The sequence below is a fragment of the Enterococcus sp. AZ191 genome, assembly GCF_051713845.1.
Classification (GTDB): Bacteria; Bacillota; Bacilli; order Lactobacillales; family Enterococcaceae; genus Enterococcus_B; species Enterococcus_B durans.
Genome location: NZ_JBIOQS010000001.1, coordinates 2,190,629 through 2,215,675 on the forward strand (window position 1 = coordinate 2,190,629; position 25,047 = coordinate 2,215,675).

16 protein-coding genes are annotated in these 25,047 nt (G+C 37.7%); 3 read left to right on the forward strand and 13 right to left on the reverse strand.

Annotated features, from left to right (window positions below):
• Window positions 1–31 precede the first annotated feature (31 nt).
• The 9 genes from IGI47_RS10590 to IGI47_RS10630 form a co-directional block, all read right to left on the reverse strand.
• The gene (locus IGI47_RS10590; RefSeq protein ID WP_438784179.1) at window positions 32–1,924 is read right to left on the reverse strand and encodes a beta-glucoside-specific PTS transporter subunit IIABC; all 1,893 of its coding nucleotides are present in this window, start codon (window positions 1,922–1,924) and stop codon (window positions 32–34) included.
• A 79-nt stretch (window positions 1,925–2,003) separates the two neighbouring features.
• Window positions 2,004–2,858, reverse strand: a complete 855-nt coding sequence (gene licT / locus IGI47_RS10595) for a BglG family transcription antiterminator LicT (protein WP_438784181.1) — start codon at window positions 2,856–2,858, stop codon at window positions 2,004–2,006.
• 318 nt (window positions 2,859–3,176) lie between these two features.
• Entirely contained in the window at window positions 3,177–3,593 is a 417-nt protein-coding gene (locus tag IGI47_RS10600) for a hypothetical protein (RefSeq protein ID WP_311929420.1), read from the reverse strand.
• 26 nt (window positions 3,594–3,619) lie between these two features.
• Window positions 3,620–4,258, reverse strand: a complete 639-nt coding sequence (locus IGI47_RS10605) for an ATP-binding cassette domain-containing protein (RefSeq protein ID WP_142957807.1) — start codon at window positions 4,256–4,258, stop codon at window positions 3,620–3,622.
• 4 nt (window positions 4,259–4,262) lie between these two features.
• On the reverse strand, window positions 4,263–4,787 hold the full coding sequence (locus tag IGI47_RS10610; protein WP_438784182.1) for a DUF1430 domain-containing protein: 525 nt from the start codon (window positions 4,785–4,787) through the stop codon (window positions 4,263–4,265).
• A 140-nt stretch (window positions 4,788–4,927) separates the two neighbouring features.
• Complete coding sequence (locus IGI47_RS10615) at window positions 4,928–6,301, reverse strand: hypothetical protein (RefSeq protein WP_438784184.1); 1,374 nt, start codon at window positions 6,299–6,301, stop codon at window positions 4,928–4,930.
• 450 nt (window positions 6,302–6,751) lie between these two features.
• Window positions 6,752–8,530, reverse strand: a complete 1,779-nt coding sequence (locus IGI47_RS10620; RefSeq protein ID WP_438784185.1) for an ABC transporter ATP-binding protein — start codon at window positions 8,528–8,530, stop codon at window positions 6,752–6,754.
• On the reverse strand, window positions 8,520–10,280 hold the full coding sequence (locus tag IGI47_RS10625) for an ABC transporter ATP-binding protein (protein ID WP_438784186.1): 1,761 nt from the start codon (window positions 10,278–10,280) through the stop codon (window positions 8,520–8,522). Before IGI47_RS10625 ends, IGI47_RS10620 begins: the two co-directional genes overlap by 11 nt.
• Before the next feature lie 176 nt (window positions 10,281–10,456).
• Window positions 10,457–10,681 carry a YneF family protein gene (locus IGI47_RS10630; protein WP_005880376.1) on the reverse strand — a complete coding sequence of 75 codons (225 nt, stop codon included), beginning with the start codon at window positions 10,679–10,681 and terminating at the stop codon, window positions 10,457–10,459.
• Between the two features lie 243 nt (window positions 10,682–10,924).
• On the opposite strand from IGI47_RS10630, the gene IGI47_RS10635 reads away from it, so the two are divergent.
• Window positions 10,925–12,499 carry an Nramp family divalent metal transporter gene (locus IGI47_RS10635; protein WP_438784187.1) on the forward strand — a complete coding sequence of 525 codons (1,575 nt, stop codon included), beginning with the start codon at window positions 10,925–10,927 and terminating at the stop codon, window positions 12,497–12,499.
• Window positions 12,500–12,724: 225 nt separating this feature from the next.
• Here the strand turns inward: IGI47_RS10635 and IGI47_RS10640 are convergent, their stop codons facing one another.
• A complete protein-coding gene (locus IGI47_RS10640) occupies window positions 12,725–13,624 on the reverse strand; it encodes a deoxyribonuclease IV (protein ID WP_438784189.1) in 900 nt (299 codons plus the stop codon).
• Window positions 13,625–13,930: 306 nt separating this feature from the next.
• Between IGI47_RS10640 and IGI47_RS10645 the strand changes: the two genes are divergently transcribed.
• Complete coding sequence (locus IGI47_RS10645; protein WP_438784191.1) at window positions 13,931–16,249, forward strand: transglycosylase domain-containing protein; 2,319 nt, start codon at window positions 13,931–13,933, stop codon at window positions 16,247–16,249.
• Window positions 16,250–16,441: 192 nt separating this feature from the next.
• On the opposite strand, the gene IGI47_RS10650 is transcribed toward IGI47_RS10645, so the two are convergent.
• The gene (locus IGI47_RS10650; RefSeq protein ID WP_438784192.1) at window positions 16,442–16,798 is read right to left on the reverse strand and encodes a hypothetical protein; all 357 of its coding nucleotides are present in this window, start codon (window positions 16,796–16,798) and stop codon (window positions 16,442–16,444) included.
• Between the two features lie 231 nt (window positions 16,799–17,029).
• Window positions 17,030–18,031 carry a catabolite control protein A gene (gene ccpA, locus IGI47_RS10655; RefSeq protein ID WP_438784193.1) on the reverse strand — a complete coding sequence of 334 codons (1,002 nt, stop codon included), beginning with the start codon at window positions 18,029–18,031 and terminating at the stop codon, window positions 17,030–17,032.
• A 209-nt stretch (window positions 18,032–18,240) separates the two neighbouring features.
• On the opposite strand from ccpA, the gene IGI47_RS10660 reads away from it, so the two are divergent.
• Complete coding sequence (locus IGI47_RS10660) at window positions 18,241–19,344, forward strand: aminopeptidase P family protein (protein ID WP_311929431.1); 1,104 nt, start codon at window positions 18,241–18,243, stop codon at window positions 19,342–19,344.
• A 105-nt stretch (window positions 19,345–19,449) separates the two neighbouring features.
• Here the strand turns inward: IGI47_RS10660 and IGI47_RS10665 are convergent, their stop codons facing one another.
• Entirely contained in the window at window positions 19,450–24,681 is a 5,232-nt protein-coding gene (locus IGI47_RS10665) for a S8 family serine peptidase (protein ID WP_438784194.1), read from the reverse strand.
• Window positions 24,682–25,047: the final 366 nt, after the last annotated feature.

Sequence of the window (25,047 nt, forward strand, 5' to 3'; positions counted from 1 at the left end):
ATGAATAAACAGAGCACACTCTTTCTTCCACTTATAGACTCGTCACAGCAGTAAGCAGCTCATCGCCATTATTGACGGTGATCCCTGTTTTTTCAGCTATTGATTCATAATCCGTTGCATTGGTTATGATCACTGGTGTCTCGATGCTATACCCTGCTTTTTCAATACCTTCCTTATCAAATTTGAGAAGTACTTGGCCTTTCGTCACTTTGTCACCTTGTGCAACAAATGATTGGAAATATTTTCCTTCCAATTGAACGGTATCTACACCCACGTGGATCAATAATTCGAGGCCTGTCTCTGACACTAATCCAATCGCATGTTTTGTTGGAAATAAAGTCAAGACTGTTCCATCAAACGGTGCTAAAACTTCCCCTTTATCTGGATAAATCAAACTACCTTTTCCTATTACTCCCTTAGCAAATGCTTGATCAATTGCTTGGTCTAACGGGGTGACGCGCCCTTCAATCGGTGTCAGCACAATTTCTTTTCTTTTATCCTCAATAGTACTCGTTGTTTCTAGTGTTTGATCTCTCCATAAAAAGAATGTGAGGAAAAAGCCAATGACAGAAGCGATCACTATACCGATAAATGCGTGATACATCCCACTTGCATCCGTTCCCGTTAGATAGTTTACTACGCCGAAGATACCTAATCCGCCCATCGTATACCCAGTTGCCCCTGAAACCATCAGATAAATCCCTGAGATACTGCCACCGATCATTGAAAAAATAAATGGCTTTTTATTCGGAAGTGTAATCCCATAGATTGCTGGTTCAGTTACACCAAAAATACCGGATATGACTGCTGGCATACACAGTGCCTTCATCTTTTTATCCTTAAACTTGAAATACATCGCAAGCACTACTGCTGTTTGTGCAAAACTAGCACCGAAAACTGCCGTCAATATTTGACTAGATCCATTTTGTGCCATCTGCATGATTGCAAGAGGGATGACACTCCAATGCAAGCCGAAAATAACCAAAACTTGCCAAAAGAAACCAAGAACCGCACCATACACAGCAGGAGAAAAAGCCATCAAAGACTGAAAGCTAGTACTTAGTAGTTCCGTCAATAAGCTAACGATCGGTCCAATGACTAAAAATCCGATCGGTAAAGCAATCAGCAGAACCGAAAAAGGAACAACAAAGGTTTGGACAACAACTGGGATCAATTTTTTAGCGATTTTTTGTATCTGTCCGGCAAATGCAATGATAAAAATTACTGGTACCACACTACTCGTGTAACTAGCTCCTACCCAGGGAATCCCCAAAAAAGTTTCATAAGCGGGCAATCCTAGTAAATGATACGGTGCTCCTACTCCATGTGTAGCTGCTTCAAATCCACTTTGCAAAGCGGGACCTTGAACAGTCGGGTAACAAAGCGCTGCACCAATCACGATCCCTACCATTGGGTTCAAGTGGAATTTCTTGGCAGCTGTATACCCCAAGATTACCGGCATAAAGTAGAAAATGGCATCACCGATTCCATTCAGCATCGTGTAAGTCCCAGAATTATCTGCATAAAACCCTAAAAATAGAAACAAGGCATTTAACCCTTTCACCATCCCTGCCGCAGCCATCGCTCCAAGAAACGGTTGAAAACAGCCACTTAAAATATCGATCAAGCGATTAAATAGATTTCCCTCTTGCGTTAGCTCACTGCCCTCTTCTCCTATACCTGCCACGGTCACTACTTCGCTGTACACATCTGGGACATGGTTCCCTATCACCACTTGGTACTGTCCCCCGCTTTTCATGACTGTCACTACACCAGACATCTTTTTCAGCTTTTCATCTAGTGCTTTATTTTCATCTTTCAATTTAAAGCGTAACCGCGTAATGCAATGCGTCAAACCATGGATATTTTCTTTTCCGCCAATTGCTTGAACGATTTCTTCTGCTAATATTTGATATTTTCCCATTTCTTTCCCTCCATTGATTTGAAGGTTTAGCCAACTAAATGTCACCATCCTTTTTATATTTGTCTTGCCTTCTCCTTTCTTAATTTTTCAAACGATACTCATGCCTCAATCGCGCGACATGAATCGTTAAATACACGATTTCATCTTGAGAAACTTGATAATCCAAACTCTCATCTAAAAAAAATGCAATTTTTTTCACGCATTGAAGCACAACTGGGTATTTTCGTTGGATCACTTTCTGTAACTCTTCTTCCACTTCGCTATCCACAGGCTTAGACGTGTTCATGATGCGTGTCAGAAAAAAGCGTAAATGTGTAACAAATCGAAAAAATGCAACTGATTCTTCATCGAACGTCATTTGATAATAGTAACGAACAATGTTCAAAATATCTTGAAGTGTTTTTGTAAAAAGATACATATTCTCCAATTGATTGCGATCTGTCTGAGCATTGACCAAATGCAAGGCAATAAAACCGGCTTCATTTTCAGATAACTCTATCCCATGATCATCCAACATTTTTTCGATCATCCGTTTGCCGATTTGAAACTCTTTTGGAAATAATTGCTTGATGTCATAAAGCAAAACATTCGGGAGTTCGATCCCTTTTCGTTTCCGTTTGATCGCTGTGTAAAGATGGTCCGTCAAAGAAATATAAATCGATTCATTTAATGGTACGCGCAACATTTTTTTCGTGTCTTCGATGATTTCATACGACCATTCGATATACTTCAACGGGATTTCTTGTACTAATTTTTGGAAATATCTCGCTACCCGATCGTCTGCCAGCTGAAATTTCTTATCAATACATTTTTCTGCAATTTTGTCCCCCGTCTTTTTCTTATACGCTAATCCCTTCCCCATCACGATCATTTCCTGATTCAACTCATTTCTTGTGATCACGACATTGTTATTCAATATTTTCTCGATCCGCATGGCTTCTCCTTTCTATGAGACGTACTCAATACTGGTTCAGAGCAAAAAGAAAAACCTAAAAAGTCTCCCCTCAAGATACAAGGTGACTCATTAGGTTTAGCTTGCGTGATGCAATCACTATCCAAGTTATTTTGTTTTCTCTATCTTAGCGAAAGCAGAAATAAATGTCAACGCTTTCTTTTGTACGTGCTATAAAATTTCACCGAAAACCAAATAACTACCTGAAACGATTTGACATCAATTCTAGGGCGAAAAATATTAGACAAAGAAGCGATATCTTTTTATGTAATAACGCATGCAACTAGTTAACTCAAATACTTAGTACCATCCAGTAGGATTATACCAGCAAGAAAAAGTATCGTTTTTTCCACCAGTCGCTTTCGCATAAGCCCACTTTTTATTCGTAGCATTTGCTGACTTCACTACACTTCCTACTTTTGCACCATGACGATTGTACATATGGCTGTAGTGATTCGAATTACCTATTTTTTTATTCCCTGATTTTTCCGAATAATAGACCCATCTTCCAGAACTATGATTAATTGTAGCGCGTGAGTGAACCGTTTTTGGTAGAGATGAATCAATGATATTACCTGCGGGATCAAAATGAATGTGGCCTGGTTCTGTGGAAGAATAATCCAATTCACCTACTTTATTTGCGGCACTATTTTCAGATACAGCCAAACATCCTATAGTTGCTGCAACGACGACAACGATCTGCATTACTATTTTCATTTTAATCTTCCCTTCTCTCTTTAAAATCAAAGCATCATACACTTTGTTCCCAAGGTTGCTAACTCGGTATCATGCGTTACTACTATAACTAAACGTTCCTCAGCAACTAACTCTTGCAGAATACTGAAAATGATTTTCTTGTTCGAATCATCTAACGAACCTGTGGGCTCATCTGCCAGAACGATCCTTCCGTTCTTCAAAAATGTCCTAGCCAAAGCAATTCGCTGTTTTTCTCCTCCAGATAGTAAATATACAGGTGTTTTCAACCTCTTCTCTAACCCAACTTTCTTCAAGATTTCTATCTTTGATATTTTTCTTTCTTTCATAGACATTTTTTTAAATCTCAATCCAATATCTAGGTTAAAGTCAATTGTTTCATACTCGATCAAACCAAAATCTTGAAACAAAAAAGAGATTTCCTTTCTTTTAATCTCCATCTTTTCTTTGTTCGTCAGCCTATTTACGGACTTTCCAAATATATGAAATTCTCCAGAAGTAAATTCCTGGTTTAAACCTAATATATTTAACAATGTACTTTTTCCGGCGCCACTCTTGCCCAAAATAGTAATCAATTCTCCTGTGTTTGCGGAAAAATCATCCAAATGGAAAAGTCGCTGTTTATTGACTATCTTTGTACAATTTTTTATAGAAAAAATTTCTGTCATCCCATCACCATCCTGAAAGTATAACTAAGTTACTTTTCTTTTCGATATAGAGCAAAAAGACAATAGTCGTACCTAAATCGATTATTAGAAGCATGAACATATTTATAACGATCCTTAAATCACTCTCCCAAAAGACAAACATCGCGATAGTTGTTAAAATCCATTTAAAGAAGGTTAGTATAAGCAATGTTCGATAGGTAGAAAACATGGAGTATCCACATAATCTTAGTAATGCAATTGTTCTTTTGTTATAAATGAATAAAATACTTAATACGAAGAAATTCAAAGAAAAAAACGAACTAGCGGTTACAAGGAAAATACCCACTACCTGCCCCAAGGACCTGCTTGTCATCTTCACTACGATTTCTTCTGCTCTAGTATATGGATGCAATAGCTGTAAATTGTCACTCAGCTGATTTGCTTCAACTAAGTTTAAAATTTTCTCTCTATTTTTTTGATTCGTTTTTACCTTCAAAGGTGGTGCACTGTCCCCATCAATGATGTTCCTTTCCCAAAAGGTACTATTCATGACTGTTAAAACTTCTATAAAGGGATAATCCTTAATCCACCGATCATGTAAAGTGAACGTATATATCGACTGATCCTCCTCAATAAAATAGACTTTTATGTCTCGATTATAAAGTTCCTCATAATAACTGAGCACTTTGTCTAAGACATTTCCTGCTTTCTTTTCTTTATAATATAATGTTTAGGAATCAAGAGAATCGTTCTCTGCTCTTGTTCATCAATATAAATTCGCTCTCTTCTTTCATCGAGAAGCTGAAATTTTTTGAGATAATTAGGATTAATCTTGATTCCCCTACCAAAAACTTCATTTTCCTTTATACGATAATCAGATAAATTTACAAGTATACTTCCTTGTTCATTTAAAGCTTCGTACAAAGAATCGTCTACATGCTTTTGAAGTTGATCTGAATAGATGAATTCTACATGATTTTTTCCAATTGTCATTGGGTAGAATACCTCATAATTTTCAGAAGCAATTTCGTTAGGTACTTCATACTTAGGTAACAAATTTGTTGCAGCTAAAATAATCTCTGCCAAATCCATAGTCGTTGTACTGAGAATAAAAGAAAAGACTAGACTGATACCGAATGTTACAAATTGAAGATAATTGAGTCTTTTTTTCATTGTAGGTAACTTGATAATCAGATAAACAAAAACAAGCGAAGCAAAGTATGAACTTACTATTAATACTGTAAGTAAAAAAGTGAACAGTATAAATTGTTCCCGTAATATAATCCACATCATAACCAACTCACATACTACTACACCTAACAAAAATAGGAGCATCTTGTTACCAAGCAGCATATGCACGATATGTTTGACAGAAAAACCATAATTAGATAATAGACCAATTTCTCTGATTGCTATCAAGTAATAGGAACCTAATACAGCGATAAAGAAGAGTAGGCCAACTTGAATATAAAAAGAAGACTGATACAGATCAGTATTTCCTATTGGAGAATAGTTCCGTTCATTGTTAAAATCATCAAAACGCTCTATTCCATGAATGGATTGAAAGATTTCGTTATACTTTTTGCTAAATTCTTTTATGTACCCTTCATACTCTTCTTTATCAGAGGTCAGTATAAAAAATTCTCCTTCGAAGTCCTTTTTCCGGATTGATTGCTGTATATTTTCGATACGAAAATTGGTATTTGAGAATGGCAACTTGAAGTTTGATGGTTCTTTTTGATTTTGATAATAGAAAATAATTTCAAGCTTGGGGCTGATTTTAAAGTTGAAACTTTCATTTATCTCATGCGATTCATTTGTCACTTTCTTCATATATGGGATATTCGTCTTTAAAGAAATATCCTCAAACAAAGAAAGGAGTTGACGGTATTCTGATTCCTGAACAAAAATTTTCGGTATACGTAATGGTGAATAACTACTCGTATGATTGAAAATATCTATTGTTTTATTCAGATTTTGGTTATTGATCGTTGAAAAAGCAATACCGATAGTTAACAAACTAAAAAGAAAACATAAAAATACCTTCACTATTTTTTTTGTCATTTTCCTTCAATCCTTTAAGAAACTCAAGACATAGCTACAACCTAAGACATTTTCTCCACTCGTATAGCTTTTCCTCCCGTCCTGCGCGATGATTGTTGCAGACTTAGATAGTCATAGAAAAGCAATGAGGTTGGGACAGAAGGAGTTGCTTCTGCTCCCACCGTTTATTCGTTTTTAAAGAATGAGACAAAAGTATTTCTTACTTTTGTCTCATTCTCTGTATTTATTTGATTATACATCAATAACAAAAGTAATAATTTTTTTTGCAAAAATTTTTTTCAAAAGAAAAATATAAACATACTTTTTTCGATTTTGGCACATTCGCTAGGTCGATGAAAAAACATGAGGCCATGAATATTCACAAGTATCAAAAAAGAAAGAAAAATGATTTTTGAAAAATCACTTCTTCTTTCTCAGAGTTAAAATACTTCTGTTGTAGTCTCTCGTGAGTTATTCGCTCTGCAATTTGTACATATCTGCATACAGACCTTCTTGTGCAAGTAATTCTGAGTGGGTCCCTCGTTCAACGATATTCCCCTTATCAAGCACAAGAATCAACTCAGCATCCCGAATCGTTGATAGACGGTGGGCAATAGCAATAGTGGTTCTTCCTTGGCGCATCTTTGCCAAGCCCTCTTGGATCAATCCTTCTGTTTCCGTATCAATATTCGCAGTTGCTTCATCTAACACTAAAATTTTAGGATCGGTAACGATGGTTCTAGCAAAAGTGATCAATTGCCGTTGTCCGCTGGAATAACTTGCGCCCCGTTCAATTACTTTTGCATGATAGCCTTTAGGTAGTTCATTGATGAATCGATCTGCTTGAACGAATTCAGCTGCTTCGCGTATTTGCTCATCCGTAATAGTTGGGTCCATCATTCGAATATTGCCAGCAATGTCCCCATAGAATAGAAAGGCATCCTGTAATACCAAGCCCATTTTTTTACGCAGTTCTTCGATCGGATATTCACGGATATCATGATCATCGATCAAGATCTGTCCTTCGTAAAATTCATAAAACCGCATCAATACATTGATGATCGAGCTCTTGCCACTTCCTGTATGACCAACTAAAGCAACCGTCTCTCCAGGATTTGCGACAAAAGAAATATTATTTAAGACATTATTTTTTCCATCATAAGAAAAACTAACATTTTTAAATTCAATTTTTCCATCGGTAATCGTTCTTGCTGCATCGGGCGCTTGTTGTGGCGTGTATTCTTCTGTATCCATGATTTTCAATATCCGACTTCCAGCAACCATCCCATCGGTAAATACACTTAAAAAGTCCATCATTTGCGACATAGGATTAAAGAATCCTTGGACATACGTTGTGAACGCATAAATCAAGCCGACTTCAACTGGTGATTTCAATGCATCAATCCCGAATAACGTTAATGCTAACGCAATCGCTAACGCATACAAGAAACTGATGACCGGGCTTAAAAGGATCGAATTTGTTTTGATCATTGCATAACGAGTAGCTAAATAGTCATTATTGACTTCCTCAAACTCTTTTGCTAACCGTTTTTCTTGGCGGAATTGTTGAATGATCCGCATCCCAGAAATCGATTCATTCAATTTGGTATTCAATTGACTCAATTTTTCACGCATATTGCGATAGATCCGTGAACTAAACTTTTGATAATACCAAATCACTACCCCTAAAATAGGTAAGAAAATCAACATCCATAAAGCAATCTTACTGTTGATCTGGAACATCGCAAGAAAAGAGGAAATGACTGCAAATATGCCTGTCAATACCATCAAAAAGACATACCAGAATTCAAAAAGCGTCTCTGTATCATTTGTTACCCTTGAAACAGTTGACCCTGCAGGTGTTTGGTCAAAGTACCTCATGCCCAATGTGTGGAGCTTTTCAAATAATTTTACCCGAATATACTGGTATGTTTTCAGCGAAGCCATTGAGTACAGATACCACTGAAAGAACCAAATGATACTCTTGATGATCACTCCGAATAAATACAACCCAGCAAAAAATAGGATCACTTGAGTTGTTGCAGATTGTTTCGCTAAATGTTCATCCATGAAAGTCTGGATGATACGAGGTAACAAAGTATTGACGACAGACAAAGCTAACGCAAATAAGATTGCCACGATAAATGACGACTTAAATGGTTTGGCAAAATGCATCAATCGCTTGATGATCGTCTTTTGTTCCTTCAGAGGAATCGACTTGGTCCACTCTGATTGATACTTATCTTCCATCCTCTTCACCCCCTTCGATTTTTGCTTCTAACTGCTGTTTCTCCCACATTTGCTCGTACCATCCGCCCAGGGCAAGTAATTCCTGATGCGTACCACGCTCAACGATTCTTCCCTTGTCGATGACGACGATCTCATTTGCATGCATAACACTGCTCAAACGATGGGCAGCAATGATCGTTGTTTTGTTTTTTCGTTCTTCTTTTAGATTATGCAAAATCGCTTCTTCTGTTTTCGCATCGACCGCCGATAATGCATCATCAAGAATCAATAATTCGGGACTTTGGATCAGTGCACGTGCAATCGATATACGTTGCTTTTGTCCACCAGATAGTGATACTCCACGTTCGCCGACCAAGGTATCATATCCTTTAGGCAGAGCTTTGATTTCTTGATTGATAAAAGCAGAGGAAGCTGCTTCTTCTACCTTTTCAGCTGACAATTGCGGATCAGAAAAACGAATATTGTCGCGGATCGTCATGGAGAACAAGAAATGATCTTGGGGAACATAACCGATCGATCGCAAAAGTGCATCTAAAGAATATTCTTTAATCGAACGGCCACCAAACTTGATTTGCCCTTTATAGCTATCATATTCACGCATCAATAATTTGATGATCGTCGTCTTGCCAGCACCTGTTTTGCCGACAATTCCTAGAGTATCACCTTCTTTGATTGCAAATTTGATTTGTTCAAGTGCAGGTACTTCTTCCTTAGGATAATGAAACTCTTTGATCTCTACATTGAGTTCACCCTTTGCTGGCGTTTGAATTGCACCTAATTGTTCAACGATATGTGTTTTTTCACGCAACAATTCGCTAACACGATCGTATGAGGCATTTCCTCTTTCAAGAACATTGAATAAACGGCCAATCGCAAACATCGGCCAAACCAACATACCGATATAACTGATAAATGAAACCATTTGTCCAATGGTAATCGTACCTTCTAATACATATTTTCCACCCAAAATAATGGTTGCCACATAAGATAAACCAATGATCAAAGTGATGAATGGATCAAATAGAGCATCTAAGAAGTTGACACGTTTATTTTTTGCAATGGCATTTTCGATTTTTTCTTCAAAATCCGCAAGATCTTCTTTATCTTGCCCAAATGTTTTGATTACTTTGATCCCAGTGATACTTTCCTGTGTTTTATCATTGATGCTCGAGAAAGCTTCTTGTGATTCACGAAAAGCATCATGTAATTTTGAACCTAAAATCCTTGAAGTCATAGCTAATAATGGCAACGGAATCAGCGCGATCAAAGTCAGACGCCAATCAATAAAAAATACCATCGCAATGATCGTTGTGCCTCCCGTAATCACAGAATCTGCAAACGTTAAAATACCAGCACCGGCAACATTCTGAATCGCATTTAAATCATTCGTCGCATGGGCCATCAGATCACCCGTACGGTATTTTTGATAAAATAAGCTATCCATTGCAGTGAAATGGACAAATAAGCGTTGGCGTAATTCTTTTTCTAATCTGGCAGCACTTCCCCAAATATTGGTACGCCAGATAAAACGAAAGAGATATTGCAGAAAAGCCGCTACAACCAATACGGCAATCCATGTGAAAATGATTTTCATCGAGATATTCTTATCCACAATCTCATCAATGATGATCCCAATCACTTTAGGAGGTACTAACTGAACTAGAGCGACGGCAAATAATGAAAAAATACCGATTAAATAGTGCTTCTTTTCTTGTTTAAAAAACCAACCTAATTTCCTAAAAATTGACATCCTTTTCCTCCTTCATACGGAACCATCTTATCTTTTTCTTCTACTTTTTGAAGAGCGAGTCTTTCATCAATTAGTCGTTTGCTTACTGCATCATCCCAAATAGAAAAAATTACTAGAAAAATAAAAAAAAAGCAGACTGAAATCAATCAGCCCGCTAAAATGCCAGTTGAAAAAACCTATTTTTTCCCTTGGTTTTTCATTTGTTGCATCATCTGACGAATTTTCTTTTCAGATGGTTTTTGCCCCATTGACATCATCATTGATCGTAACATTTCCTCATTGACGGGAGGATTTTTTTCTAAGTAATCTTTCATATATTTACGCGCAAAAAAGAATCCACCGATTGCGCCGATTAATAAAGCAATAATTGCAATAAGTACGACTATTCCTGTTGATACCATGTAAATCTCTCCTTTCTGTTTCCGAATTGCTCTCAGTGATTTATTTTACTAAAGATTGTCCAAAAAAGAAAGGCGTTTTCTTTAGAAACATTTAAAAAAATTCTTTTTAGCCGAATTTATGGTTTTCTAAGCCAAAATGGGGAACTATAAACTTTTTTTAGGTGTACCGAATTTTTTCCTTTCATTTTCTTGGGGACAGGTGTAGAATAAACTCGATAAGAAAAAAGGAAAGGTGGTTTTTTCTTGGATAAACAATCACAAAAGCATAAATTAATCGAACATACCAATGGACTTTCTTTATCTGAAATCAATGGTACTGTGAAAGTTCCTAAAAATAAGAGCTTTTTCAAAACTTTACTTGCTTATTCTGGTCCTGGCGCGTTAGTCGCTGTAGGATATATGGACCCAGGAAACTGGTCGACTTCCATCACAGGGGGGCAAAACTTTCAATATTTACTGATGTCAGTTATTTTGATGTCTAGTTTGATCGCCATGTTGCTCCAATACATGGCTGCTAAATTAGGGATTGTCAGTCAAATGGACCTTGCACAAGCTATCAGAGCACGAACAAGCAAATCGCTTGGTATCGTCTTATGGATCCTGACTGAATTAGCGATCATGGCAACAGATATTGCTGAAGTAATCGGTGCAGCAATTGCACTTTATCTCCTATTCAATATTCCCTTAGTGATTGCCGTTTTTATCACCGTCTTGGATGTCTTCATTTTGTTGATGTTAACTAAGATCGGTTTTCGTAAAATCGAAGCAATCGTCGTTTGTTTGATCTTTGTCATTTTATTTGTCTTTGTTTACCAAGTGGCACTATCTAATCCAGACTGGAAAAATTTATTTGCGGGTTTTGTTCCTAATGGAAAGACATTTGCAGATTCGCCAGTTATTGGTGGTGAAACACCATTGACCGGGGCGTTAGGAATCATCGGAGCTACAGTGATGCCTCACAATCTATACTTGCATTCTGCAGTTTCTCAAACACGAGAAATCGACCGAGAAGACTCTTCCGATATTGCTAGAGCAGTTCGTTTTTCGACTTGGGATTCAAATATCCAATTATCGATGGCCTTTTTAGTCAACGCACTATTGTTGATCATGGGTGTTGCCGTTTTTAAAAATGGTTCTGTTCAAGATCCATCATTCTTCGGACTATATGAAGCATTGTCTGATCCTTCAGCAATGAGTAATGGCGTATTGATTACTGTAGCAAAATCAGGAATATTATCCACACTCTTTGCAGTTGCTCTTCTTGCTTCTGGACAAAACTCAACGATCACAGGTACCTTGACTGGGCAAGTAATCATGGAAGGCTTCATCCACATGCGTATGCCAATCTGGTTGCGACGTCTAGTCACACGTTTGTTATCGGTCATTCCGGTCTTGATCTGTGTACTGTATACAAGTACGAAAGGCCCAATCGAAGAACACATTGCTTTAAATAATCTTATGAATGAGTCACAAGTATTCTTAGCCTTTGCCTTACCATTTTCAATGATTCCATTATTGATGATGACGAATAGCGAAGCAGAGATGGGCAAACAATTCAAAAACAACTTGCTTGTCAAGATACTCGGTTGGTTCTCCGTTCTCAGCCTGACGTATTTGAACCTCCGCGGCTTGCCTGGGCAAATTGAAAGTTTCTTTGGAGATCAAGCCTCTGCCAGTGAATTAGCCCTAGCAGATCAGATTGCCTACGTTCTCATTTTCGTTGTCTTAGCGTTATTATGTTGGACGGTCGTTGACTTATATAAAGGAAATAAAAAATATCAACAGCGATTACAGCAGATAACAGAAGAACTTGATTAAAAATCAATCACAAAGGAGTGGCATGAGCTAGTCATTTCAGGAACACACACCCAAGATATTGATTCACTTTACTATCCAAAAAAATACGCCCTCGATCACTAAAAATTTGAAGTTCAAATTTTAGGATTGACGGCGTATTTTTTTACAAATCAGGATGGTAGATTAGGACAATGAGCCAACGAGAGAAGTACTATACTATCTCACTAGTCATGCCGACCATTTCTTTTATTTGCTTTCTTCAAGCAACAATTCTGGAAATGCTTCTGGATCGAATACTTGCGTCTTGAACATCGTGATTTCTTTTCCATATGGCGCATATGCCGTTTTCTTTTCTTTTCCAACATATGGCGTTTCTAAAATCTTAGGAATAGCAGCAAATCTTGGTTCATGGACAATTTCATTCAATGTTTCAAAACCAATCGTACCAAAACCAATATTGGCATGTCGATCTTTATGAGCACCTTGCGGATTTTTTGAATCATTGATGTGTAAAACTTTCAATCGATCCAAGCCGATCACTTTATCAAACTCGGTCATCACACCAGAAAAGTCATTGCGGACATCATACCCAGCATCATTGGTATGACAAGTGTCAAACGTAACAGACAATTTTTCATTCAATACGACTCCATCAATGATCTGTGCTAATTCTTCAAATGTACGACCTACTTCTGTTCCTTTCCCCGCCATCGTTTCTAAAGCAATTTGCGCAGTCTGTTCTTTTGTTAATACTTCATTTAGACCTTCAATGATTTTCTTGATCCCTGCTTCTGCCCCTGCACCAACATGGGCACCAGAATGCAAAGTAATCTGTTTCGCACCTAGGGCTTCCGCTCGTACGATTTCTTCTCTTAAAAACTGCACGGCAAAAGGAAACATCTCTGGCTTGATCGTATTCCCTAAATTAATGATATATGGCGCATGAACGACAATATCAGATAATCCATGTTCCTCCATATATTGCTTTCCAGCTTCAATATTCATTTCTTCGATAGCTTTACGTCTTGTATTCTGGGGAGCGCCAGTGTAGATCATGAAAGTGGAAGCCCCATAACTAGCAGCCTCTTCTGCTGCACCTAAAAGCATTTTTTTCCCACTCATACTTACATGTGAACCTAATAACATAAAAAGATTTCCTCCTCGAACAGTCCTACCTCAACTTTCTAGCGGAAAACCGTTCTATCTATTTAAAATCAGCGATTCGCTTTTTTCATCCTCTCTATCTTAACTGAAACACGAAACAAAGAAAAGTTTGAAAACTCAACATAATAGGAAATATCCCTCTGGGTTCATGTATCACCTACCAGCTAAATCGGTGATGTTCTTTTGATCAGAAATAAATAAATCGTTACAAAAACTCCCCCATCTGTTTTTTTGATTCATTATTTGCTATAATTAGCGAAATAAAACCATTAGTTGAGGTGAACCCTTTTGCCACGTAAAGATACTCGGAAAAAGCGAAATCAAAAGAAAAAGCAAAAATGGTTTGTACCCAAAATTATTTTTGGTGTCTTCCAGTCATTAACAGCTTTTATCATCGTTCTTCTTTTGCTTCTCGCAGCACTAGGAGTCGGCATTGGTGCTGGCTACTTTGCATATCTAGTTGAAGATACAGAAATGCCAACCAAAGAAATACTACAAACAGAACTTGGCAATATTACAGAAACATCGAAACTTGTCTACGCGGATAATTCAGAGATCTCAAAGATCCAAACTGATTTAATGCGTACGACCGTTCCATCTGATCAAATTTCGCCGTTGTTGAAAACAGCGATCATCAGCACGGAGGATGAATATTTTGAAGAACACAAAGGATACGTTCCTAAAGCCGTACTACGTGCCCTATTCTCTGAAGCTACAGGAATCGGTTCTTCTGGTGGATCAACCTTGACGCAGCAATTAGTCAAACAACAAATACTAACAGATGAAACAACCTTCAAACGTAAAGCAAACGAAATTTTACTTGCGGCACAGGTTGAAAAGTATTTTTCAAAAAATGAGATTATATCGACCTACTTGAATGTTTCACCATTTGGTAGAAACAACAAAGGACAAAATATTGCGGGAGTCCAAGAAGCGGCAAAAGGTATTTTTGGTGTCAATGCCAAAGATGTGACCTTACCACAAGCTGCATTTATTGCTGGTTTACCACAAAGCCCAATCACCTATAGTCCTTATACAAATACAGGTGCCTTGAAAGAAGATCTTTCTGCCGGGCTGAATCGTAAAGATATTGTACTGTTCAGCATGTACCGTGAAAATAAAATCACCAAAGAACAATATGACGAGGCAAAAGCCTATGATCTTACTAAAGATTTCCTACCGCAACAAGTAGCAGAACAAAATGATCGTGAGTATTTGTATTATACGGTCATGAATGAAGCAACGAAGATCGTGACGAAACAACTGGCAGACAAAGATAAAGCTGATCTGACAGATGGTGACACCTATGATGCCTATTACCAAAAGGCACAACAAACGATCCAGAACAAAGGATATACGATCCATTCAACGATCGACAAAAATATTTACGCCGCAATGCAAGCAGGTGTTCAAAATTATGGCTATCTGTTAGATGACGGCACTGCAACTCAAGTCGAGACTGGGAACGTCTTGATGGATAATAAAACTGGACGAATCTATGGATTTGTAGGTGGACGTAATTATTCACAAAATCAAAATAATCATGCCTTTGATACAGAAAGACAAGCAGGTTCATCGATCAAGCCAGTCCTTGTTTATGGCCCAGCCATCGATATGGGGTTAGTTGGTTCCGAATCTCGTGTGTCTGACTATGCCACAACTTGGCAAGAAGGCGCAAATGCTGGTGAAAAAATCGTCAATGCAACCAATGAAGGATCAAACACATTCCAAACGATCCGTGAATCTTTGGAATGGTCAAACAACATTCCCGCTTATCATTTATACCAAGATGTCTTGAATAATGGCGGATCGAAACAGTATGCCTATGACAATTACCTAGCTAAGATGAACTATCCAGAAAATGCCAATTGGGGTGTTGAGTCTGCACCATTAGGAACGATCGATGTGACTACCCTCCAACAAACCAATGGCTTCCAAGCATTGGCGAATGGCGGTGTCTATCAAGAAGGTTATCTGATCGATTCTATTACTGATAATGCTGGCAATGTCATCTACAAGCATGAAGAAAAACCAGTCCGTATCTATTCTGAAGCAGCCGCTTCGATCATGAACGATATGATGCGTAGTGTTCTGACAACCAAAATCACCACTTCTTTCAAAGACGATATCGCTAGTTTGAATAGCGACTTGGGTCAAGCCGATTGGGTGGGGAAAACAGGTACTACCAATGAATATCGTGACTCTTGGTTGATTGTTTCAACTCCAGCAATCACTATCAGTAGTTGGACAGGTCATGATGACAATACAGCAATGAACTCCAGAGCACGAATACGTTCTTCTCAATATTTAGCAAATTTGATCAATCAAGTTTATCAAGCAGATCCAACGATTTTTGGTACACAAGATAAATTTGAACTATCATCCGATGTCATGAAGAAAAAAGTTGCTGCTTTTACCGGTCAAACTGCTGGTAAAGTAACTGTAGATAAGAAAACAATTGAAACACCAAATAAAACAGTTGAATCATTGTGGGCAAAAAATGGTCCTGAAAAATCAACCTTTAAGTTCGGTGTTGGCGGTACAGATAAAGACTACGAAGACTATTGGAAAAAAGTGAATGCTTATAACCAAAAAAGAAGAGAATAAAGAAGAGTAAGAAAGAGGTCGAGACAAAAGTCGCTTAGGTTTGAGAAATTGGAGAGAAAAGAGGTTGGGACAGAAGTAAGAAACACTTCTGTCCCAGCCTCTTTTTAATTTCCAAAAAACCTGACTTTGGGACGCCGTTTATTCGAAAGTCTGTAGCAAAACTGATTTTTAGATTTGTCCCACATTCTTTTATCATTCTTGACTCGCTTTCTTTTTATGACTGTTTGACCTTTTTACTTCCGGTTTTATTGCAGATTTTATCTTTTGATAATGTTCGCTTGTGTGCGCTTTGTTGTTTTTAAGCCTGCCTCGAAACTCTCGTTGATACGAAACTAGTTGTAACAGCGGAATTATCTCTGGTATTTTTTGTTTGTCACTTGCTCTTTGCACATCGTTTTCTTTCATTTCACTACTCCTTTTTTGCTTTTTGATCTGATCTCGGCTTTCCCTTTTTAGTGCACTTCCACTAGCTTCTTGTACCGTGTTTTTTCCCACATTCTCTTTTTGTGTACATCCATCTCTCATACTTTTCCCTAAAGAAATGACCATAGCCTTTGCCTCGACAAACGCACAATGTAAAAATTTGCTACCATCTTCAGGATTTACCGTTTCATTTTACAAAACTCATCAGTCCTTATTGACAAAGAACCAAAAATACCCACTAACTTGGATACCAGTCCAAATTAGTGGGTGAATTACATTATTAATCTACTATATTTAAAGGTACTACAACTCGACATATTTCTCAAAGATATACATGTTTCTGCTGTAGAGTCTTTTTTATTTTGTTGAACCTTTTTCTTCGATCCCGTATGGTAAAATGATCGTTTTTTCTTCTACTTCTTCTTTGTTCATCATTTTTGTAAGTAAGCGCATTGATACCGCACCAAGATCATACAAAGGTTGAGTGATACTTGTTAGACGTGGGCGAGCAACTTCTGTTAGTAATGAGTTATTACTTGTGATGATTTCGAATTCTTCAGGTACTTTTACGCCTCTATCTAAAAGTCCATCTAAAATACCGATTGCTAATTCATCATCTGAAACATAGACAGCTGTTGCACCACTGTTGTGGATACGTTCTACTAATGATAATCCATCTTTGAAGTTGTATTCTGCTTCAAAGATCAAGCCTTCACTGTAAGGCAAGTTGTTTTCTTTCAATGCTTCTTTATAGCCCTTCAAGCGGTTTTGACCATTGATTGGATCAATCAATGCACCACTGACAAATGCGACTTTCTTATTGCCGCTTTTAGCTAATTTGTTTACAGCATCTTTTGTAGCAGTTGTATAGTCAATATTGACACTACCAACTTGTTCATCTGGATCGATCGAACCTGCTAAAACAACAGGTGTTTTTGAGCGAGAGAATTCCCCGCGGATTTCATCAGTAATATGATGTCCCATAAAGATCACACCATCTACTTGTTTCGCTAATAGATTATTTAGCACATTTACTTCTTTTTGGTCATTTCCATCAGAGTTTGCTAAAATGATATTGTATTTGTACATTGTAGCAACATCATCGATTCCGCGTGCTAATGATGCAAAGAACATATTGCTTACATCAGGAATGATCACACCGACAGTAGTTGTTTTTTTACTTGCCAATCCACGCGCTACAGCATTTGGACGATAATCTAAACGATCAATGACTTCCAGTACTTTTTTTCTTGTGGCAGGTTTTACATTCGGATTGCCATTGACAACACGTGAAACAGTAGCCATCGAAACATTTGCCTCTCTCGCTACATCGTAAATAGTAATTGTTTGCTTTTCCATTGTTGTTCTCCTATTCATTTTTATATGTTTTCTGAAAATACGCTTTACATTTCTTAGATAGAATATCAAATTATACTCGAAATTGCAACCGTTTTACCACTGCTTTCATGAAAATTTTTACTTTTTTCACTTTTTTAGACATTGGTCTTTTAATCAATAAGTGGTACAATTATCTAATAATTCAATAAATTAGAAAGAAGGATGCCAAAATGAATAACGTAAAAATCAACGAATTACGTAAATGGATGGCTCAAAAACAAGTGGATCTGGCTTATATCAGTGATCCTGGACACATTGCTTATTTTTCAGGATATGAAAGTGAACCACATGAACGTGTCTTGGCGCTCTTTATTCCACTTGAACAAGATCCTTTTTTATTCACCCCTGCTTTAGAAGTTGAAGATGCACAAAATAGTAGCTGGACTTTTGATGTACGTGGATATTTGGACAGCGAAAACCCTTGGGAAATTATCGGGAAAGAATTACGTACCCGTTATGGACAACCCGGAAAAATCGGGATCGAAAAAAATGCTTTAACTGTTGATCGCTTTGATGCTATCTCTGATCAACTAGTTGGTACAGATGATTTCATTGACTTGACTTCTATCATCCAACGATTGCAATTGATCAAAACAGTTGAAGAAAAAGACAAATTGATTGCCGCAGGTAAATGGGCAGATGTTGCGTTTGAAGTTGGCTTCAAGGCAGTCAAAGAAGGCATCACTGAACAAGCGATCATCGCAGAAATCGAATATCAATTGAAGAAACAAGGTGTCTCACAAATGTCATTTGACACAATTGTTCTTGCTGGTATGAATGCTGCTAGTCCTCATGGCACACCTGGTAATACCAAAGTGACACAAAATGAACTTGTCTTATTCGATCTTGGTGTTGTTTGGGACGGTTATTGCAGTGATGCTACACGTACTGTCGCTTACAAGAAACCAACAGAATTCCAAGAAAAAATCTACAATATCACCCTTGAAGCACAATTAACTGCACAAGCAGCTGTGCGACCTGGTGTTACAGCCGCTGAACTAGATCAAATTGCCCGTAATGTTATCAATAGCTACGGCTATGGAGAATACTTCAATCACCGCTTAGGTCATGGAATTGGTACAACTGTTCATGAATTTCCTTCTCTAGTTGAAGGAAACGATTTGGTCATTGAAGAAGGCATGTGCTTCTCACTTGAACCAGGTATCTATATTCCTGGAAAAGTCGGTGTACGAATCGAAGACTGTGTCTATGTAACAGAAGATGGTTGTGTACCTTTCACTACCACATCAAAAGAGCTACGAATCTTAGATTGATTTGAGCCATTTCAATAATTAGAAGAATCCTCCAAAAGAAGCAGAAACCATTGCTTCTTTTGGAGGATTTATTGTTCATTGCAACATCTTCAGTATACTAAAGGATTACCTAGTTTTTCCTTTTTTAACTCTCATGAAAATAATCCCTACTCCACTAGCACAGATCAAGAGACCGATGATCAACAGTACTATTTCAGAACGCTCATTTGTGGTGGGAAATACCTTGTTCTCTTTTGACAATAGCTGATCTCCTACTTTATTTGCAAGTTGCAGTTGTTTTTTTGGAGAACCAGAGAGTTTTTCTGTTAGTAGATCTGTGGCTTCCACATCAGAAACACGCTCCTGATTCTTTTGCTCAATTGGGCTTACCTCTACCTTTAAAGGCTGATTCCCTGCCATAGTTTTATCAACCTCAATCTGAGGCTTACTTTCATTTTCCAGCGTATTTTTGATAGCTGTCTTAACGACGGTTTCCGCTACTTTATTTTCGGTTAAACTAAGCTGTTCTTTTACGATATCACTTGTATTTCCTGCTTGATCTTCCGTACGCACATAGAGTTCTGTGTCTTTAGTTACCTCAAATGGTTGAGTATATTTTTGCCATGTTTTCCCTTTATCCATACTATAGGATAGTTGGTGCACTGCAGCTTCTTCCTTAGAAAGCGTTTTTTTATAACCTAGTGTCACTTTGATTGCGTTTTGACCCCTTTCTAATTGTATAGAAGGTCCACTAGCAACCTCTTTTCGAATCGCTTTTACTTCGTATTTAGCTACAGCTGATTCATTCCCATATTTATCTTTATACTTATAATAAACAGTTTTATTTTCCGCAATTGCCACGTTATCTTTGACCTTGGACCATGTATTTCCATCAATAGAATAGTATAGTTCTGCATCCGTTCTCTCATCTACATGTAAAGTAACTACTTGATTGGCAACCGTTTGATTACTTTGGATAACAGGAGTTGCTAACATTACATGATGATAATCGACAGTCACAATCGTACTGACATGATTATTTAGGGTATCTACTAAATCAAACTCGACTTGGTTCAATCCATCTTCGATATCAATAGGATAATCGACGGTTGTCGCATGACGGCCGGCATAGTATTTTTCATTATACACACCATGATTTCCATCACTATAGGCATTATTCAAATTGATATATAACCTGTACCCAGCTAAATTATCGTTGACTTCAGCTCTAACCGCATAAGGATTTTGATTCGTATAGACAAAATAATTTCCCTGACTATCCACTGTTAGATTTGGTAAGATCAAACTAGGCAAAGTTGAATCGATCACGATAGGATAACTATAATTCATGACTGGTCGCCCATCGTTCAGACGATTGTCTTGCGCATAAATTTTCAATGCATGTTTCCCATTGTCCACATTTTTCATGACGTAGCTGAATGCAAGTGTATCAGGATCGTAATTGATTTTCTCGTCATTCAAGCGGAAATCTGTAACTGGATATTTTAGTTTCCCGCTGATCTGCAATTCTTTTGTTTGAACATTGTAATAATTACTCGTTTTGTTTGCTATAATCGCCCCGCCATCTAGTTGCTCAAATTCAACTAGATCCCCAGTATAACTGGTTGTATCTACAGTCGTTATAACAACGGTTGACTCCGTCACCTCATCATTTGAGTTATAAGAAGACACAAGCAATTTATTTTCTCCAAACACTAGTGGAATGTCCCCTTCAAATTCACCATTACTAGTTAAACTACTTGTCAAATCGACACCTTTTTTAGCGGACTGGTTTTCGACACTCACTTTCACTCCATTTGTTTTTCCTTTCAAATGATAATTTTCTGAATGGGCGATCGCTTTTCCAGATGCATCCACTCCTTCTATCTCAAGAGTTGGTGCTTGATCAACAAAAGTAAAGTGGTAAGTGCCCAGTATATTTTTTCCAGTTGTGTCCTTTGAAAAGACAACCGTATTTTGTGCTACTGCTGGAACAGCCACAGAAAAGGCTCCGGTAGTGCCAGTTACTGTCTTTATCCCATTCGCAAATAATTCTGTATTTGGTAAATACGTTCCTTTGATGTTATATGACTTATTCACTTTATCATAACTATAAGAATCCGAAGTAATAACAGAGTTATCTGTAAGATTGAGCAACTTCAAGACCCCAACTGCTCCATTGATTACTTGACCTGTTTGCCCATCATAATACTTTCCTGGATCTATCGTCGTATTCAACGCATTGTCAGCAACTTCTATACTCACAAAATTCTGGCCATTTATCAAAAATTGATCTACATTTGGCACTAAGTAAACATTTTTTTGTCCGCTTACTGGATAGATCGTCCTGTTGAGCACCTGGCCGTTGATTTCCAAAGAGACTTGGTCACTTACTCCCGAACCTTTGTCCGCGAATTCTAATGCAATGCCCTGTCCTCGAAAAATACGCATTCCTTGGATGACTGGTGGGAGTGTATCTACTTTCAGTGGATAATAAGTGACTTGTTCCCCTTGACCACTTGCAGTTTCAGTCGTTATTTTATATCTATACTGTCCATCGGGTACTCTATTCGTCTTGCCCGTCTTAGTATCGTATCTTTTTCCATCCCATTCTCCATTGGCTACTCCATGGGTACTCCATTCCCCTCTCTCTTGATCAAAAAAATCCTTACGCTGGTTTCTTTCCTCATAGACTTTTTGGATCACATGGCCATTTGCGTCAACGATTTCGTATTTTGCATAAGCATAGTTTCGATAAAAGTATAAGTATGGAAATGCAGAGTCGTAATGTCCATCCCCATTAGGAGAAATAGCTACACTATCAGGATCGACATCTGAATTTTTAACACCTAATATATTTCGACTATTAATATCCACTAAAAAACCAGCTAGTGTCGGGATGTTTTTTCCTCCCGGTTGATTATATGGAGGAGAAGTGATAAGTTCCGCATCATAATCACCATAATAGCCCATATATGGAAGCACTAAATCAGGCGTGTTCTCTCCGCTAAATCCAACATACCCTTCAACGAATTGCTGTCTGTCAAATGTAGCTGGCAACTGTAACGTGACAGTGACTTCGATGCTAGCTTTAGCAGGTACTTCAATTTTTTTATTGGCCGTTGTTAGACTTGCTCCATTGATCTTACTATCATAAAGTTCTAAAGATGTCTTTTCTATATCTTGTGTGTATACGCCACCGTAATCATTGAACACATACCTTTTTGTGTCATTTCCATAATTTGTTAAAGTCACTTTAAAGTTGGTTTGTTCTGTAATTTCTTTCAAAGCGAATGTGGCATCATGATCACTGGCGTCAGTTGCACTCACTGTGTTTTCCAGAGCAGCGCCGACATTAAGCAACCCTGCCCCCTGTTGACGAGGCGAATAAATCAAATTTACATGGTCGTGGTCAATTAAAGGGGTAGACGTATTCATAAGCGTATTTTTAGCAAATTGCGGCAAATCTTTTCTAGGGATATTCAACTGACTATTTTTAGCCGATTGATAGATCAATGCCTCTGCTCCTGCTACAAATGGTGACGCCATCGAAGTTCCATTCATTGATTGGTACGAATTGTCATTTGCCAATGAGTAAATATTTCCACCTGGTGCAGTGATTTCTGGTTTGAATTCTAAGGTTGGTGTGGGTCCCCAAGATGAAAAAGTAGACATTTTTCCCGCTTGATTGTTTGGTATGACCTCCTCTCGAAAATCAAAAGTAAATTGCTGCTGCTGTTTCATTGCAGAAAGTAATTGGGTCCCTTCTCTAGCAAAAACACAAATGGTTGGATAAGAAAGATCCGGCAAAGTTGGTGCATATTGAGCATCTTCATAGATCACAGCTGCTACTGCTCCAGCTTTTTTCACATTTGCTATTTTTTCGGAATGATTCATTGTATCTCCATGAATCAACGCAATCTTGTTTTTAGCATCAAGTCGGGAGAGTTCTTCCTTACTAGCGCTTCCCACGTCAATTAGCTCATGTTTATTTTTAAGGACCGAATAATCAGCAGTCGGTGCTATCATATACGGCTGCAAGTCTCCATTATAAGAAGCATAGCCATTGAACTGAATCCCCTCTACATGAAAAAGAGGAAGTGTAGCCGTTGTATTTTCCGCAGAAGCGACACTCAAGGCAGAAGAAACAACTGCGGGAGAAGAAATCATCGACTGATCATCTGTCCCTAGTATATCCGTTGCAGCTCCAGATATAGTACCACTAGTTGCTGCATTTCCTGCAGCAATCACACATAAGATTCCTGCATCCGAAGCTGCTTGGATCGCTAATTGTTCTGGGTCAGACGCATCACTATTTCCAGCATCACTTCCTAAACTCATATTGATGACATCGGCTCCTAGAACGACAGAGTCTTCGATAGCAGCGATGATATCATCAGACATACAGCTTTGGTTATCATTATTAGAAAAAACTTTCATCGCTAATAATTGTGCTTCTGGTGCCACACCCTTTACTACGCCGTTAGCTGCCGCAATTCCAGCCACATGCTGTCCATGCATCACTGAACTTTGATCAATGACATCTTCTGATTCATCCGCATAATTATGTCCAAAAGGAACTTTGGCTGAAAAGTACTTTCCATAACCTAAATCTTTTATTTTTTGATCCGCTTCTTGTTTTTCAAGTTGCACTCCTGCGTTCTTACTCAATTTGAGATCCTGATGGCTAGGGTCTATCCCTGAATCGATAATCGAAATAACCGTGTTTTCGCCTTTTAAATTATAGTCATTCCAAGCCTTTTCAATATCTGCCATCTTGTTTGCCGATGCGTCTTGGGGAGTATATGCTTTGATAACACTGACTGATTCGACGCCTTCGATTCCTTCTAGTTTCTCGAGATCTCCATAGTTAACATCCATGGAAAAACCGTTGATCAATAGGCCAAACTCCCTGATCACCTTCGTTTTAGCAATCTTTTCCACTTTTTCTTGGATTGTCTCTTGTTTTGCGATTACTTTTTCAGAAACTTCTTGCACTTTTTCGATTGATTCAGGTGTATCGATCGATTTCTTCGATTTTTCGACAGCCGCTTTCTCTTTTAGGCGAATCATCACGCGTACTTTATCAGTTGCTTTGACATCTTTCTCGTCATAATATCCCTGCGCTTTTAGCTGAGCTAGTGTAGCTTTTTTGATCAACTCGGAATCGATCGCTTTTTTCTTAGAAATATAATCCTTAAGATCCTGTTTATCTTCTACTAAATTTGTCGTTTCCGCGGGAATCTCAGTAGCATCCGCTACGCTAGAATAAACACTTAAAAACAAAGGCGACAATAAAATAGTTGTACCAATCGTTCCTATCCAGTAAGCTTTCCCCCTCCAATTTCTTTTTTTCATTTTTTTCCTCCCATCTTATGTGTACTTTCATTTATTTACAACCAATGTCCGAAGTACATCAATTGGTTCGTTGAAATTAAAATAACACATATATAAAGAACTAGCAATATATTTTTTAAATTTTCTAAAAATTCAGCAAATATTTTAAGAGGTAGACCATTTAACTATTAAAAAAATAAAACAACGTTATATATTTAAAGAATGCTGTTAAATAAGTAACATAAAATTATTATAATTACAAAAAACACTCATATATATAAATCCAATTTAACACATTAAATAAAATATGTGATTTTAAAAATCAAAAAGACATTTTATAACCTTAAAAAAATAACAATAGTAATAAATATCAAAAAAACAGTGAAT